Annotated in this window: 14 protein-coding genes and 1 tRNA gene; 13 read left to right on the forward strand and 2 right to left on the reverse strand. The window is 38.5% G+C overall.

The window, feature by feature from the left end; genetic code table 11:
• Positions 1-232 precede the first annotated feature (232 nt).
• Positions 233-373 carry a hypothetical protein gene (locus H4J69_RS05570; protein WP_182213288.1) on the forward strand — a complete coding sequence of 47 codons (141 nt, stop codon included), beginning with the start codon at positions 233-235 and terminating at the stop codon, positions 371-373.
• Positions 374-599: 226 nt separating this feature from the next.
• Here the strand turns inward: H4J69_RS05570 and H4J69_RS05575 are convergent, their stop codons facing one another.
• Positions 600-983 (reverse strand): hypothetical protein, encoded by a 384-nt coding sequence (locus H4J69_RS05575; protein ID WP_070374790.1) that lies wholly within the window; start codon positions 981-983, stop codon positions 600-602.
• A 408-nt stretch (positions 984-1,391) separates the two neighbouring features.
• Positions 1,392-1,468 (reverse strand) — tRNA-Arg (locus H4J69_RS05580).
• A 183-nt stretch (positions 1,469-1,651) separates the two neighbouring features.
• On the opposite strand from H4J69_RS05580, the gene H4J69_RS05585 reads away from it, so the two are divergent.
• The 12 genes from H4J69_RS05585 (at position 1,652) to mraY (ending at position 16,734) form a co-directional block, all read left to right on the forward strand.
• On the forward strand, positions 1,652-3,559 hold the full coding sequence (locus tag H4J69_RS05585; protein ID WP_182213303.1) for a diguanylate cyclase: 1,908 nt from the start codon (positions 1,652-1,654) through the stop codon (positions 3,557-3,559).
• The gene (locus H4J69_RS05590; protein WP_182213305.1) at positions 3,559-4,860 is read left to right on the forward strand and encodes a GGDEF domain-containing protein; all 1,302 of its coding nucleotides are present in this window, start codon (positions 3,559-3,561) and stop codon (positions 4,858-4,860) included. Before H4J69_RS05585 ends, H4J69_RS05590 begins: the two co-directional genes overlap by 1 nt.
• A 199-nt stretch (positions 4,861-5,059) precedes the next feature.
• Positions 5,060-7,369 (forward strand): DNA topoisomerase IV subunit A, encoded by a 2,310-nt coding sequence (parC, locus tag H4J69_RS05595; RefSeq protein ID WP_182213307.1) that lies wholly within the window; start codon positions 5,060-5,062, stop codon positions 7,367-7,369.
• Positions 7,370-7,460: 91 nt separating this feature from the next.
• Positions 7,461-7,952: a YcxB family protein gene (locus tag H4J69_RS05600; protein WP_182213309.1), complete on the forward strand. Its 492-nt coding sequence runs from the start codon at positions 7,461-7,463 to the stop codon at positions 7,950-7,952.
• 78 nt (positions 7,953-8,030) lie between these two features.
• Positions 8,031-8,828, forward strand: a complete 798-nt coding sequence (locus tag H4J69_RS05605; protein WP_259367714.1) for a sulfite exporter TauE/SafE family protein — start codon at positions 8,031-8,033, stop codon at positions 8,826-8,828.
• A gap of 256 nt (positions 8,829-9,084) precedes the next feature.
• Positions 9,085-9,543: a division/cell wall cluster transcriptional repressor MraZ gene (gene mraZ / locus H4J69_RS05610; protein ID WP_070374782.1), complete on the forward strand. Its 459-nt coding sequence runs from the start codon at positions 9,085-9,087 to the stop codon at positions 9,541-9,543.
• Between the two features lie 82 nt (positions 9,544-9,625).
• Positions 9,626-10,567: a 16S rRNA (cytosine(1402)-N(4))-methyltransferase RsmH gene (rsmH, locus tag H4J69_RS05615; protein WP_070377051.1), complete on the forward strand. Its 942-nt coding sequence runs from the start codon at positions 9,626-9,628 to the stop codon at positions 10,565-10,567.
• Between the two features lie 16 nt (positions 10,568-10,583).
• Positions 10,584-10,898 (forward strand): cell division protein FtsL, encoded by a 315-nt coding sequence (gene ftsL / locus H4J69_RS05620; RefSeq protein WP_182213312.1) that lies wholly within the window; start codon positions 10,584-10,586, stop codon positions 10,896-10,898.
• Positions 10,895-12,673 carry a penicillin-binding protein 2 gene (locus H4J69_RS05625; RefSeq protein WP_182213314.1) on the forward strand — a complete coding sequence of 593 codons (1,779 nt, stop codon included), beginning with the start codon at positions 10,895-10,897 and terminating at the stop codon, positions 12,671-12,673. Before ftsL ends, H4J69_RS05625 begins: the two co-directional genes overlap by 4 nt.
• Complete coding sequence (locus H4J69_RS05630) at positions 12,666-14,249, forward strand: UDP-N-acetylmuramoyl-L-alanyl-D-glutamate--2,6-diaminopimelate ligase (protein ID WP_182244242.1); 1,584 nt, start codon at positions 12,666-12,668, stop codon at positions 14,247-14,249. The genes H4J69_RS05625 and H4J69_RS05630 overlap by 8 nt, the downstream gene beginning before the upstream one ends.
• The gene (gene murF / locus H4J69_RS05635; RefSeq protein ID WP_182213318.1) at positions 14,246-15,658 is read left to right on the forward strand and encodes a UDP-N-acetylmuramoyl-tripeptide--D-alanyl-D-alanine ligase; all 1,413 of its coding nucleotides are present in this window, start codon (positions 14,246-14,248) and stop codon (positions 15,656-15,658) included. Before H4J69_RS05630 ends, murF begins: the two co-directional genes overlap by 4 nt.
• The gene (mraY, locus tag H4J69_RS05640) at positions 15,652-16,734 is read left to right on the forward strand and encodes a phospho-N-acetylmuramoyl-pentapeptide-transferase (protein WP_182213320.1); all 1,083 of its coding nucleotides are present in this window, start codon (positions 15,652-15,654) and stop codon (positions 16,732-16,734) included. Before murF ends, mraY begins: the two co-directional genes overlap by 7 nt.
• Positions 16,735-16,771: the final 37 nt, after the last annotated feature.

A 16,771-nucleotide genomic window follows, 5' to 3' on the forward strand; every position in this document is an offset into this window, starting at 1 on the left:
GACCACCACTAAACTGCAAACGATATTATGCAAATAAGTGTTTTTTTTGGTATTACTTAGACCAAATGGCTAAAAAGACCATTAATATAACATTCTCTCACTGGTCGATTGTTTATAATTTATCTGTTTTATTAATTTTAAATGGTTGAATTACCAATGTTAATCGTATAGATTGGTTGAGTTTTGTACAGATGTCAAAATAACAACTATAAAACCTGACACAGGAACATTTATGAACAGGTCATCTTCACGAGGATTTAAGCTGACAACAGTGATTTTTGCGGTAATCGTATTGGCTGTTTCAGCGGCATTGAGTAATATCTCAATCGTAGGTGACAAGGAAGTTACAATAGAAAAATCTACCAGTGAGTAGTCGTTGGTAATAAATTATATGAATTTTAAAGGCCTCGTTTACGGGGCTTTTTTATCTCTACGCTGCATTAGTGCATTCTGCACGTTATTTTTTTACGAAAAATTATAGACCCTCATCCATGGAGGCAATAGTACGGTGCTGTGACCGTATTGATGCAGGAAGTAGAGTAAAGCAGTAGCGGTTACCGAGGTGGCAAGGAGTGTCTATGTTCCGAATCAACCAGCGATCAAGCTAGTTCTTTCTGTAGCCATTTAAGTGCTTGCTGGCGACCGAGCTCTAAACCATTAAACTGCTTAACGTTTAACTTATCATTACTACGTTTATTGATAATATCTTCAGTGTTAGCAACACCTTCTTTAGAATAGTTGATTGAGGCTATTGATTTCATATGAATTAGAGAACCCATCGTTAACTGCGCCTCAAGTGAATAGGTGTAAGGATAAATTTTATTGACGATAACACCAAAATCAGTTTTAAAAAAAGTACAAAAAAAAGTTTCAATTTCTTCCATCATTTCAATTGAGATATAAACGCCTTTATCAAAAATCACTTCGGCAATCTTTTCATTTAAAAGGTTTATTTGAACAAAACTTAATCTGTGTTTTTCCATTTGGGGACTCATAGTGAAATGTATTTGATTAAGCAACAATTGTAGTCTGTTTTTGGAATTACTAGTAGGCTGATCTACGGATAAATTTATCGAGGGGCTAGTTAATAATAAAATAGCGGCTTTTAGGTTAATAGCTGATATTTAGTCATAAAACCACTTATTAGACATGGACAATTCAGAGTTGGGCGCAATACTATGATGTTATCTATAAAGTAGATTATGTGATGTATGTGATGTATGTGATGTATGTGATGGTAAATCAATAGAGGGATGCTCTCTACATTATAGGTGTTTCTTTGATTGTGACTTTATTATAGCAATGATAAGTGTGAGGGCTGTTAAAAGTGGGTTACCTAGCGATAAAAGGCTAGTTGTCTGTTTTTAAATTATCACTTGATTTAGTGATTTTGGTGTCCCTGAGACGATTCGAACGTCCGACCTAGCGCTTAGGAGGCGCTTGCTCTATCCAACTGAGCTACAAGGACATTATAACGCAAAAAGCGTTGTTAATTTATCTTAAAAGTTGTTGTTGTTCTAGTTTTATTTTCTCTGTATGTGGATGAAAAATAATTAATTAGAAATAACGGTTTATCATTCGCTTTAAATCGTTTTATACTGCAACTGAAGTTGATTAGACTATGGCTAAAACTATAAATAAGAGGTTGAATTTGTTAAAAAAACGTTACAAACAAGTTGCCTTGGTTTTTTGGTCTCTATTAAGCGCTTTGTTGATAACTACGCAAACATTTGCAGATAATGGCACAACCAATCGTGACTTTATCTTTTTTGTTGAACGCGTTGAAAAATTACAAAATACCAATGTTACCGATGCACTTGCGCTGTTAGATTCTTATCAAACCAACATCAATGCGTTAACCGTTGGGAACCAGGTAAAGTATTACCAAGTACTGTCAGAAGTTTATATTGAAGCCTCTCAATATAAATCGGCGTTTAGCGCCGCATCGCAAGGGTTAAAAATAGCACAACATTTAACTAGTCCTACAATATTGATTTCACAACTTTCATACTTACGTGGCTTTTCTTTAGAAAGTTTAGGTGATGCTAGTGGCGCGGTTGAGAATTATTTGAATGGCTTAGAAGTTGCCGAATCCTTAGATGCTAAAAAATTTATTGCCGATGGCTTTATCAACTTAGGTGCTATTTATTACCTAACTGAACAATATGAAAAGTCGTTGACTATGCTCAATAACGCGCTGGTTATTGCCAATACTCTAGATAATGAAGAACTTAAAGGTTCCGTTAACAGCGAGTTGGGTATTTTATACTCTTATATGTATAACCCTAAAAAATCGATAAAATTTTACCAAGCGTCTTACGAACATTATAAAAAAGCGGGTATGGCACTCTATGCGTTAAATAGTTTACAAAATATTGCAGTGAACTACATGGATCAAAGCCGATATGAACAAGCTATTGAGCTATTTGAAGAAGTCATAGCCAGTGCTAATAAATTTAGTAACAATGAAGTTATAAGTGGAGCTTATACTCGTTTGTCTATGTCGCACGCTAAGAAGAAAGATCCTGATTTAGATGTTGCTTATCAATATATTACCCTTGCTGAACAATACCTAAAAGGTGTACAGCAACATAATGCCTTATTATTTTTTAACGTTAATAAGGCATACGTACTTGAAGCCATGGAACGATATGATGAGGCGCTTGAAAACTTAGCTGTCGCTGAAAAAATATTAGCAAAAAATAGTCAAACAAAAAATACTTTTTCAAATTATCACTTGATGTATTTGCAGTCTGAAATTTATTATAAAACACAAAGATATCAGCAAGCTTATGAAAAACAATCTCAATTTTTAACGCGTTTATTTAAAGATCAAGAAAACATAAACATGGAACAAATTGAAGAGTTACGATTAAGTTTTGAAAGCAAACAAGCAGACTTAAAAAACAAAATACTTGAACAGGAGAAGTCTGTACAAATAATAGAACTTAACGATGTGACCTACTACGAAGAAAATTTACATTTGTTGATTATTTTTGTCGGTACGGTGCTTGTCATACTCGCTTGGTTTTTGCTTAAAATGTTACAAAGTCAACAACATCTTGTTCGAATTAGCCAAGTTGATGATTTAACAGGTGTTGCTAACCGCCGGCGTTTAATCGAATTGGGTGAGCAAATGTTTACGCGAGCAGAAGAAGAACAGGCACCTTTTAGTATATTAATGCTCGATGTTGATAATTTCAAAGCGATAAATGATAGCTTTGGTCATAATACCGGTGACAAAATACTCAAAGATATTGCTGACTTGGCTAACCATATTATGCGTCAAAGTGATTGTTTTGGCCGTTTCGGTGGCGAGGAATTTATTGCTTTATTAGCGAACACTTCACCCGAAAATGCTTATGATTTGGCTGAGAGATTACGCTTGAGTATTCAAAATAAAGTTTGGTCATATAAAAAGCTCACTGGGGTTACGGTCAGTATTGGTATATCTTCTTACCAAAAAGGAAGTACTACAAGTTTTGCTCAACTGATAAAAGACGCGGATATTAATATGTATCAAGCAAAAAATTTAGGTAGAAATAAGGTGTGTTTTTAATGAAACATTACTCTTTTTCTAATATATCACTGTGTGTCTTATTGAGCTTCTACTTGGCAAGTGCAGCATTTTCTCCAGTAGCGCAAGCTTATTCAGTTGGCGAAGCGTTAGCCGCAGAAGAGAATAAGAGTGACAATGCGCCTGCTGAGCCTGAAAATATTTTGAACAATAAAGAGCCGTTACCAATTAATGCTCGTATTTTGTCTTTGCTATCACTGGTTCAACAAAACGATCAAAAAGATGCTGTGCAAGTTACCGGTGTTTTATTACAACTAGAAGAAATCAACTCAACTTTTAACGCCGCAGAACAGTATTTAATATTTTTGATACACGCTTTAATCGAGCACCATGCACAACAGGATAAACAGGCTATTGCTTGGCTTGAGAAAACATTAATCTTACGAGATGAAATCCCTGAAAAGCAGCTTTATTTACCTGAATTCTCTGAAGTGAATCTGATTTTTGCTCGCTCATTTTCTGCTTTGGGTGACTTTAAGCAAGCGTTCGATTATAAGAAAAAATATATAAGAAATGGTTACCAATACTTTGATGGAACCCGAGCTGATAAAATTAAAGATCTTAATAAAACCTATGCAACGGATGAAAAAATTAAGCAAAATGAATTACTAGCCAATCAAAATAAAATTAAACGTTTAAAAATTATTGCTGCAGAGAATAAAAAGTTTGCTCAACAACGTAATATTTTAATACTAGTTGTCACTGTTATTGTTTTCTTTGTACTTCTGTTGAGACAAATAAAAGTCAGAAAAAAATTAAAATATTTAGCAAAAGTAGATAGTCTAACTAACTTATATAATCGACGTACTTTGTTTGAAAAAGGCGCTGAAGCAGTCGCCACAGCGGTCAATGAAAAACAGAGTTTAAGTGTCATTCTATTAGATATAGATCACTTCAAAAATATAAATGATACTTACGGTCATGATATTGGTGATGAAGTTATTAAAATAATTGCCGAACTAGGCAGTGAAACTATGCGCTCTCGCGATCTTTTTGCTCGATTAGGTGGTGAAGAGTTTGCCGGTATATTACCAGAGGTAGGCTGTGCTGAAGCTAAGGCAATAGCCGAGCGTTTACGTGAGAAAGTGGCAAGTAAAGACTGGTCTGAATTTAATATTAATGAACAAGTATCGGTATGTATTGGCGTTGCTTGTTTAGAGCAAGTCGAGTTAAATTTTGATGACTTACTTAATGCAGCTGACATAGCGATGTATTATGCTAAAGCTAACGGACGCAACCGCGTCTGTCAGTTTAATGATGAAGGCCAAAATAATAACGACTAATTTACAGATTTTGATAAAGAAGTGTTTTCCTGCCTTGTCTCCCTATTGTCATTCAAAATGTACTCTCAAAGGCGCATCTTGATTGGCAACAGCTATATAATCATATAAGCTAGAGTCTAGCTAAATGTAATCTAAAAATAATAACCAAAGTCACGGGTAGGGCTACTCCCTAACAGGTTGACAATTCAGGAATTAATTCATGTCAGACGCGCTTAATTTTAGCCTCGAAGGTATTGAACAGCGACCACTTCGACAATTTACCGAAGAGTCTTATTTAAACTATTCGATGTACGTGATCATGGATCGAGCTTTACCACATATTGGTGATGGCTTGAAGCCAGTTCAAAGACGTATTGTCTATGCGATGTCTGAATTAGGTTTGTCTGCCAACGCAAAATATAAAAAATCAGCGCGTACTGTTGGTGATGTGTTGGGTAAATTTCATCCACATGGCGACTCTGCTTGCTATGAAGCTATGGTATTAATGGCTCAGCCATTTTCATATCGATATCCGCTGGTTGACGGGCAAGGAAACTGGGGCGCGCCAGACGATCCGAAATCTTTCGCTGCTATGCGTTATACCGAATCACGTTTATCACGTTTTAGCGAAATATTACTCGCCGAATTAGGTCAAGGCACCGTTGATTGGACACCAAACTTTGACGGTACCATGAATGAACCTAAAACCTTGCCTGCTCGTTTACCTCATATACTCTTAAATGGTATTACCGGCATCGCTGTTGGTATGGCTACCGATATTCCGCCCCATAACGTTCGTGAAGTTGCTAATGCATGTGTGCATTTAATTGAACAACCTAAAGCGGAAATTAGTGATTTACTTGAGTATGTCAAAGGTCCTGATTACCCCACCGATGCTGAAATAATTACACCTAAAGCCGATATTGAAAAAATATATAGAACCGGTAAAGGTAGTATTAAGATGCGCGCCATCTTTGAGGTTGTGCAGGGTGATATTGTTATTACAGCTTTACCTCATCAAGCTTCTGGCGGCAAAATACTTGAACAAATTGCTGGGCAAATGAATGCGAAAAAACTACCTATGGTGGTTGATTTGCGTGACGAGTCTGATCATGAGAATCCAACCCGTTTAGTGGTGATCCCTCGTTCTAATCGAGTTGATATAGAACAATTAATGAATCACTTGTTTGCCAGTACCGATTTAGAAAAAAGTTATCGTGTTAATCTAAACATGATTGGCTTGAATAATAAACCTGCAGTAAAAGACTTGCGGGTTATTTTATCAGAATGGCTGGTATATCGTCGCGAAACTGTGCGTCGTCGCTTGCAGTATCGTCTCGACAAAGTGTTAGCTCGTTTACATTTATTAGACGGTTTATTGATCGCCTATTTAAATATTGATGAAGTTATCGAAATTATTAGAAATTTTGATAAACCCAAAGAAGAACTGATTTCTCGTTTTGATTTATCAGAACGTCAAGCAGAATCAATTTTAGAAATTAAGCTTCGCCAACTTGCTAAACTTGAAGAAATTAAAATAAGAGCAGAGCAAGCAGAGCTTAATATAGAACGTGAATATCTTGAAAAAATATTAAACTCAACAGCGCGAATGAATACGCTAATGAAAAAAGAAATTCAAGAAGCGGCTGAAAAATATGGTGATGACCGTCGTTCTGTTCTTATTGAGCGCAGCGAAGCAAAAGCACTATCTGAAAAAGATTTAGTCCCCAGTGAAGCCGTTACCGTTGTCGTTTCTCACAAGGGTTGGGCGCGTTGTGCCAAAGGTCATGATATTGAACCAGAAGCGCTGAGTTATAAATCAGGCGACAGCTACTTATGTTCTTCAAAAGGGCGCAGCAATAATCCTGTGGTCTTTATTGACTCAACGGGGCGTGCTTACACCACCGACGCTCATACATTGCCAACGGCAAGAAGCCAAGGTGAGCCGTTAAGTGGCCGTTTTAGCCTATCGACAGGAGAAACGTTTGTCACGAGTTTAATGGCAAGTGATGAAAGTAAATATTTACTCAGCAGTGATGCTGGCTATGGTTTTGTTGGTAAATTTTCTGACATGATCAGCCGCAATAAGAATGGTAAAGCATTATTAAGCGTGCCAGCAAATGCCAAAGTGAATACACCATTGCCAATTGCTAATATTGATAATATGTTAGTGCTTGCCATTACGTCTGAAGGTCGAATGCTGGTATTTCCAGTTAAAGACTTACCGATACTTAGTAAAGGTAAAGGTAACAAAATTATTAATATTTCTGCAGCAAGAGCGAAAAGCCGTGAAGAATTTGTTTCGATACTAAACGTTATTTCAGCAGAGAGTTCGGTAACATTGCACGCGGGTAAGCGTAAGTTAACCTTAAAAGCCAGCGATGTTGAGCACTATCGTGGTGAGCGTGGTCGCCGTGGCAATAAGTTACCAAGAGGTCTACAACGCGTTGACCGTGTCGAAGTGGGTATGATCGCCGAAGAAATTAACATGGAAGACGTGGTAATTCCAACAGCCAATGATGAGATATAAGTAACCGTAACTTTTAATCACTATTTACTTCATCATTTATTAAAAACTCAGGTAAAATAACATTATTATTTTACCTGAGTTTTTTATCTTTATGTCACAGCCTTTTACCTACTCAACAACCTACGAACTAGACAAAGCCCATTTTCAAGAATGTTTTAGCGAATCTGTTGTCATCGTTACTTCAATAAGTGCCTATAAAAAATCAATTGCCTTATCCGTTGCTGGAATGTTGTTAGTACTGTTTACCGAAATGAATCCCTATGCAGCTTGGTTTGTTTTTGCTTTAGGTATTCTTGAAGCCGTCAGTACCTATTATCAAAAACCGTGGTGGGTGATGCGACAAATGCTCAGTAAAGCCGCCAAAGGTAATGTTGATTTAACGATTGATGAACAGGGCATTGTGAGTAAATCATTTTACGCTAGCTTGACATTATTGTGGTCAGACGTGCAATTAATACAAAACACCCAGCTAGGTTGGTTAATAAGACACGCTCAGGGGCGTAGTTACATTTCTAATAAAAATTTATCGGCAGCAGCGATAACATTCCTTACCGATAAACAGGCTCAGCAAAGTAAGCGTTAATATTCAGTGAATTTTTTTCGCTTAAATAACCCTAAATTTATTTTAATATTCATTTCGATTTGGTTTGGCATGCTAGTAATGTCTCCTATAGCTATCGAAGATATTCGTGAGTATGGGGTCTTTAGTTTTATTGGCTTACTTGGCGGTATTTTTGCCAATTCAACGGGAGCAGGTGGCGGGGTTGTCTTTATCCCATTGTTTAATCAACTCAACTTTACTGAACAACAATCTATAGCGACCAGCTTTGCTATTCAATGTTTTGGTATGACTGCCGGCGCTTTTATTTGGTGGTTTCATTATCATAGTGAAAAAACACAATTACATTTATGGCAAGGGTTTAAACGTATTATCAGTGTGACCACAATAAGCTCAATTATCGGTATTTGGTTTGTTTATGGTAATCAACTTAGCTCACCCACTTCTTTGCATCACAGCTTTAGCTGGTTCTCTTTAGTGCTTGGCCTATTTATAATTGGCACTATCTTCTTTATTAAGCCACATCGCGAGCGTAGCCAACTCTACCTTTTTGATTGGCTCGCTTTAACCACCATAGGACTATTTGGTGGTGCGCTTACCGCTTGGCTATCGGTAGGTGTTGGTGAGTTATTGGCTATTTATTTAATTCTTCGACGTTTTGACATTAGTATGGCGGTGGCCGCAGCCGTGATTGTTTCAGCTTTTACTGTTTGGTCCGCCATCTGGCAGCATACCTTGATTCAATTTGAAGTTTATTGGCAAGTGGTGCTATTTGCAGGCCCAGGTGCCTTGCTTGGCGGTATTTTTGCTAAGAGCTTAGTGACGCACCTCTCAGCAACTAAGTTGAAATTATTTTTTGCTTTTTGGTTGTTAATAATAGGACTCATTGGTATCAAGTAAGTAGTCGCTAACCGCTCATCTTTTCTTCGAAATTAGCTAAAAAATTAATTGTATTACATATTCTGGGGCAAGGATCCACAAAACCCCACAAATTCATCAACTTTGCTCAAAGCCTTAATTTTATTGGCGTTCGGCCAGATCATTTATACCAATCTTTGCTTGACATGACTTCACTTTTCTCACTAAACTGTATCAATGTGGGAATAAGTGGGAATTAGTGGATCTTAAAGGATTACTAAAATAATAAAGCAGGATTATGTTTAGAGGCACAAGCGCAATTACGCTCGACAGTAAAAATAGAATCACGGTACCGACCAAGTACCGCGAAGAGCTATTTGCCGATTGCCAAGGAAAAATGGTTTGTACCGTTGATATTCAACATCCCTGCCTACTACTTTACCCGCTTCCTGAATGGGAAGAAATAGAATTAAAATTGTGTAGTTTATCGAGTATGAACCCACAAGAACGATTGTTACAGCAAGTACTTTTAGGCAATGCTTCTGATTGTGAAATTGATAAGAGTGGTCGCTTATTGATTAATGGTCCGTTGCGTTTACATGCCAATTTAGAAAAAGGTGTGATGCTGGTAGGACAATTAAAGAAATTTGAAATTTGGAGTGAAAATGCCTGGCAAGCGCAAATGCAAAAAGGCATTAGCCAAATTCAGTCGGGTGAAATTGAACTGACTGACCGCTTGTTAGACTTATCACTGTAAATAGCAAAAATAAGACTAAAAATAGTTAATAACCCGATACCGAATTGATCACTTGGTATTCAGTAACATGGTGTTACCCAAAATGAAATTAGATAATTCACATATCTCGGTATTGCTTGACGAAGCAGTGACCGGACTCGCAATCAACCCCGATGGTACCTATATCGACTGTACGTTTGGTCGAGGCGGGCACTCAGCCCTTATACTTTCTCAACTCTCTGAAAATGGTCGGCTTATTGCCATTGACCGAGATCTTACGGCAATTAAAGCAGCAGAAAAATTTGCTGACGATGCTCGATTCACTATTGAGCACGAAGGCTTTGCCGACTTACAAAACATTGCTGAAAAGCATCAATTACTTGGTAAAGTTGACGGTATTCTCCTTGACCTTGGCGTGTCTTCGCCACAGCTTGATGAAGCCGAACGTGGCTTTAGCTTTATGAATGATGGCCCATTAGACATGCGTATGGATACTTCGCGTGGACAAACCGCAGCAGAATGGATTGCTGTGGCTGATGTTGAAGATATTACTTGGGTACTACGTACTTTTGGTGAAGAAAAACACGCTTGGCGAATTGCTAACGCCATTGTTGATACACGTGAAGAAACCCCTTATACCCGTACTAGTCAGTTAGCCAAAATCATTCAAACGACAGCACCACAACGCGAAATTAAAAAGCACCCAGCGACACGAAGCTTTCAAGCGATCCGTATTTACATTAATAGTGAGTTAGAGCAAATTGAAAAAGTACTTGCGGCATCATTATCGGTACTTGCTGAAAATGGTCGTTTAGTGGTTATTAGCTTCCATTCATTAGAAGACCGTCTTGTTAAGCAGTTTATGAAAAAACACTCGCAAGGCAAAAAAGTGCCTCGTGGTTTACCGATCAGTGAAGCAGAATTGAATAAAGGTAAAAAATTAGAACTTGTTGGTCGAAGACTAAAACCCAGTGAAAGTGAAGTTGAAGAAAATAAACGTTCACGAAGTTCAGTCATGCGGGTTGCAATGAGATTACCGCTTTAATGCGGCTGATATAGTTATGGCAAACTCAAAAATGGCATTGCCATTAGAAGTTTGGTACGACATTCAGCGACATATATTTATATATCTGTTGTTAGTTATGGTGGTTATTTCGGCATTTTCGGTGATTTACTTCACCCATTTAAATCGTCAAACCACCAGTGGTTTAGAAATATTATTAACAGAAAGAGATGAGTTAGATATTGAGTGGCGTAATTTATTGTTAGAGCAAAATAGCCTAGCTGAGCACAGTACGATAGAAAGCAAAGCTAGAAAATTATTACAGATGAAAAGACCGAATATAAATTCGGAAATTATCATTCAACAACAATGAGCAAGTTAGTGAAGAAACAAGTAGATAAACAGCAAATTTCGGTGGCATGGCGTTTTTACGTTGTGGTCGGCCTAATAGTGTTTGTTTATGCAGGTTTGTTGGCTCGCAGTGCATATATTCAAATCATTGAACCCGACATGTTGAAAAAACAGGGAGATATGCGCTCATTACGTACCGCTGCTCATACAGTACAACGTGGTTCAATTGTCGATCGTAACGGCCGTGAACTGGCGATCAGTGTCCCGGTTGAAACCGTGTGGGCAGATCCTAAAATTATCATGGACAACAATGCGCTAGCAATGAAAGAGCATTGGCAAGCACTTGCCGATGTTTTAGGGCGTAATGTTAACAAACTAACTTCACGTATTGTTAAAAACCCAACTAAACGTTTTGTTTATGTTGAACGTAAAGTATCGCCAGCAATGGCTAAATACATTAAAGAATTAAAAATACCGGGTATTCATTTACGAAAAGAATCAAAACGCTTTTATCCGTCAGGAGAAATAAGCGCTCATGTTGTTGGCTTTACCAATGTAGATGACAAAGGTATCGAGGGTGTTGAACGCGTTTACGATCAATTACTGACGGGAACTGACGGCGAAAAACAATACCGTAAAGATGCTAAGGGCCGTAAAATAGAAATACTGTCTGAGCAAGAATCTACTCAGCCCAAAGATATCGTTTTGAGTATTGATCAGCGTATTCAAGCCATCGCTTATAAAGAATTAAAAGGTGCGGTAAAAGCATTTAAAGCGACATCAGGCTCAGTCGTTGTTACTAATGTTCATACAGGCGAAATTTTAGCGCTGGTAAATAGCCCATCTTATAATCCTAATAATCGTCGAAACACAGCGATCCATCGTTTTCGAAATCGAGCGATCACCGATTTTTATGAACCGGGTTCAACCTTAAAACCTTTAACTGCATTAACCGCCTTAGAGTTTGGTTCAGTAAAAGCCGACAGCATCATTGATACCAGTCCAGGTTGGATGCGTTTAGGTGGCCGCAGAGTTGGCGACCCAATTAACCGTGGCAAATTAAGTATTACTGATATTTTGGTGCATTCATCAAATATGGGCACGACAAAATTAGCACTTTCAGTACCGAAAGAATTTTTACTGAATAAATTCTTTGATGCTGGCTTTGGCGAAGAAACCGGTGTTGGCTTAGTTGGCGAAAGTTCAGGTATTATGCATGATCGCCAACGTTGGTCGAAATTTGAATTAGCGACCTTATCTTGGGGGCATGGTGTTGCGGCAACCCCGCTTCAACTAGCACGTTTTTATTCAACCTTAGCTAATGGCGGCATTAAAAAGCCGCTCACTATTATCAAAAAAGATACCTTGGATACTATTCCACTTCGAGATGTACGGATTTTTTCAGAGCAATCGAGTGAACAAGTTGTTGGCATGTTAGAAAATGTGGTTAATGAGCATACCCCAAATGCTAAGGTAGAAGGTTACCGTGTTGGTGGCAAAACGGGCACTGCAATTAAAGCTTTCGCTGGTGGCTATGGCAATGAATACGTTGGCTTGTTTGCTGGCATGGCACCAATTTCTGATCCTGAGATTGTGGTTGTTGTTGTTATCAATGAACCTGGCGGCGATTTATACCATGGTGGCGAAGTTGCTGCCCCTGTCTTTTCAAGAGTAATGAAAGGCGCATTGCGGGTATTAAATATTGCCCCAGATGCAAAGCGTGTTGCTGATATAAGACCTGTGGTCAGTGAAGACAAGCCAACAATGAAAGTAAAACAGGAGCATGCCGATGCCTAAGTTTACTTTTTCATTGAGCCAAGCACAATTATTTGACGTTTTTAAACGGTTTAATTTACCGTTACCCGCATTGGCTGAACGGGCTTATTTCCCAATGAATTGTGGAGATTTGGTTAATGATACCCGTAAATTAAAAGCGGGCGATGTCTTTTGTGCGATTATCGGCCATCAGCAAAATGGTAATGATTATATTAACCAAGCCGTATCATTAGAGTGTGGGTTAATCATTGCTGAATGCAGCCATGCCAGCCAACATGGTGAAATTGTTTATTTAACGACAGAAAATTCAGATAAAAAAATAGCACAAGTCTATTTCTATCAACTCAATGAAAAGTTATTTTCATTTGCTAAGGGGTATTATCAAAGTCCACAAGATAATATGACGATTATAGGTATTACTGGCACCAATGGTAAAACCAGCACCAGTCAAATAATCTCAAAATTATTAGCGAGTTGCCAACAAAGAACAGCGGTTATAGGCACCAATGGCGCTGGACAAATTGAATCGCTACAAACCGTTGAAAATACGACACCGGCAGCAACACAGTTGCATCAGTTAATGGCTGAGTTCTCTGCAGATCATTGTAAAAATGTTGCTATGGAAATATCTTCTCATGCACTTGAGCAGCGGCGTGTTTTAGCAAATTTACTTGATATTGCCGTGTTCACCAATTTGACACGCGATCATCTTGATTATCATAAAACCATGACAAACTATGCTGACGCCAAATATCAAATTTTTAGTCATGATGCCAAACAAATAGCCATTATTAATGGTGATGACCAGCAAGGTAAACAATGGTTAGCGCATTGGCCAAATAAGCAAAGTCTTATTGTTTATGGTAAATCGGCCGCAGTTACTCAATTTTCAGCTTATGCCCAAGCCAGTGAGATTAAAACCCATGCTAATGGTGTTCAATTCATCTTGAATACCCATCTTGGTCAACAAGAAATTGACAGCGTGCTAATGGGCGATTTCAATATTGAAAATTTATTAGCGGGTATTGCTGTATTGATGAGCAAAAATATTTCATTACATGATATCGCGTTAGCGGTTAAAGCATTAACACCGATTGTTGGCCGCATGGAAACATTTAAAGCTAATAATAAAGCGACCACTATTGTTGACTATGCACATACTCCCGATGCATTAGTCAGTGCACTGCATGCTTGTCGCCACCATTGTAAAGGTGAGTTATGGGTGGTGTTTGGTTGTGGAGGAGACAGAGACAAAGGTAAGCGACCACTAATGGCGCTAGCAGCCGAGAATGGTGCTGATCATCTGGTGTTTACCACAGATAATCCAAGAACAGAAAAAGCTGAAGATATCGTTGCCGATATGCTCGCGGGGTGTCTTTTTCCTGAAAAAATCACCGTTTTACTTGACCGCGAAGCCGCGATCAAAGCTACCTTGGCAAAAGCAAAGGCTGATGACATGGTTTTACTTGCGGGTAAAGGCCATGAAGACTACATCATAGTAGCTAATGAAAAAATTAATTATAACGAACGTGAATTGGTTAAAGCCATTTATGACGTTTATCAACAACAAAGTAACACTGCAGGAGCAATATCATGATCCCATTATGCTTAGCTGAAATTGCTTTAGCCGTTGATGGTAAGCTCGTTGGAGAAAACATCACTATTGATAGCATTAATACCGATAGTCGAGCATTAGCAAAGGGTGAATTATTTCTTGCGCTCAAGGGACCAAATTTTGATGCACACCGTTTTTTGAATCAGGTGATTGAATTAGGTTGTGCAGCCGTGATTGTTCAAGATGATTGCCAACTGAGTATTCCTCAAATTATTGTTGAAGATACGCATAAAGCCTTAGGCAAGATAGCTGCTTATGTGAAAGAAAAAGTTGCCCCTAAAACGGTTGCTATTACCGGAAGTAGTGGTAAAACCACAGTAAAAGAAATGGTAGCGGCAATTTTATCACGCTTGGGCAAGGTATTAGCAACAAAAGGGAATTTTAATAACGATATTGGTGTGCCACTCACCTTATTGCGCCTTGAGTCACAGCACGAATTTGCTGTGGTTGAGTTGGGTGCAAATCATATGGGTGAAATAGCTTACACCTCAGCATTAGTGAAGCCTGATGTTGCTATTATTAATAATATTGCCGCGGCTCATTTAGAGGGATTTGGCGATTTATGCGGTGTGGCACGTGCAAAAGGTGAAATTTTTGAAGGCCTAAGCAGTGGCGGCATTGCTCTATATAACCAAGATTGTAAATTTGCCAATAAATGGCAATGGCGTTTGGTTGACAAAAAAGTAAGAACGTTCTCATGTGAACAAGCTGCTGACTGTTTCTCAAGTGATGTAATACTTGATGATACAGGTTGTGCTGGCTTTAAGCTTAATACTCACTCTGGCAATACGTTCATTGAATTAACGGTGCCGGGGAAACACAATGTTTGCAATGCGGTTGCTGCAGCTGCGATTGCTTTAGAATTTGGTGCTAGCCTTGACGATATTCGTTTAGGCTTGGCTGAAATGTCACCGGTGAAAGGCCGATTAAATTTACATCAGTTAACACCCACGTTTAAATTAATTGATGATACTTACAACGCAAATGTTGAATCAATAAAAGCGGCTAGCGATTTATTGGCTAGCTACTCAGGCCGACGCATCCTTATCCTTGGTGATATGGGCGAATTGGGCGCACAAGCTCGAGGTTATCATCATGAAGTTGGCGATTATGCTAAACAATGCAAAATTGATGATTTACTGACGCTGGGCGTGCTGAGTCAAAGTTCAGCTGATGCTTTTAATGGCCAACATTTTAGTGACAGAGTGTCGTTAATGCGTTGTTTAACTTCTTTATTGGAAAATGAGCAGCAAGCGATCTCTATCCTAGTCAAAGGATCACGTAGTGCCCGTATGGAAAATGTAGTGCAAGATATTATTAACTGGCGTAAAAATTTAGAACTCTCTTCGTCAACTTCAGAACATAAATCATCGGAGATAAGTTCATGCTAGTTTGGCTAAGTGAATATTTAACACAGTATTACAGTTTTTTTAATGTTTTTTCTTATCTAACATTTCGCGCCATTGTAAGTACATTAACCGCGTTAACTATATCTTTGTACTTTGGTCCTAAGCTGATCCGTTTCTTGCAAAATATGCAAGTGGGTCAGGTTGTTCGCGATGATGGCCCTGAAAGCCATTTGGTGAAAACCGGCACGCCGACTATGGGTGGGCTGTTAATTTTAGCCGCTATTGTGGTCAGTGTTTTACTCTGGGCCGATTTAAGTAACACCTACGTTTGGGTTGTGCTTTTTGTTATCACCAGTTTTGGCCTAATAGGCTTTGTTGATGATTATCGAAAAGTTATTCGCAAAGACCCTAATGGTTTAATTGCGCGTTGGAAATACTTTTGGCAAACCGTTGCGGGTTTAGCGACCGCCTTGTTTTTATATTCTCTTGCTCAAAGTCCCGAAGAAACAAGTTTGCTTATTCCGTTCGTTAAAGACGTATTACCTCAACTGGGTATTTTTTACGTTGGTATGACCTACTTTGTGATTGTTGGGACCAGTAACGCAGTTAATTTAACTGATGGTTTAGATGGCTTAGCAATAGTGCCAACGATAATGGTCGCTGGCGCTTTTGCTATTTTTGCCTACATGACAGGACACGCAAACTTCTCTGAATATTTAAATATTCCCCACATTGCGATGGCGAGTGAGTTAGTGGTTGTTTGTACGGCTATTGTTGGCGCAGGTTTAGGATTTCTCTGGTTTAACACTTACCCTGCACAAGTATTTATGGGCGATGTTGGTTCTTTAGCACTTGGTGCAGCCTTGGGTGTTATCGCGGTTTTAGTTCGACAAGAATTAGTGTTGTTCATTATGGGCGGTGTTTTTGTTATGGAAACGGTGTCAGTTATTTTACAAGTTGGCTCTTATAAATTACGTGGCCAACGTATTTTCCGTATGGCGCCTATTCACCATCATTACGAATTAAAAGGCTGGCCTGAGCCAAGAGTTATTGTCCGTTTTTGGATTATCTCATTAGTACTGGTATTGATTGGTTTAGCGACATTAAAACTACGCTAACAATGATTGATTAATAAATCGTTTAATAAAAAATAGT

Origin of the sequence: Colwellia sp. BRX10-9 (genome assembly GCF_014077405.1) — a bacterium.
Classification (GTDB): domain Bacteria; phylum Pseudomonadota; class Gammaproteobacteria; order Enterobacterales; family Alteromonadaceae; genus Colwellia_A.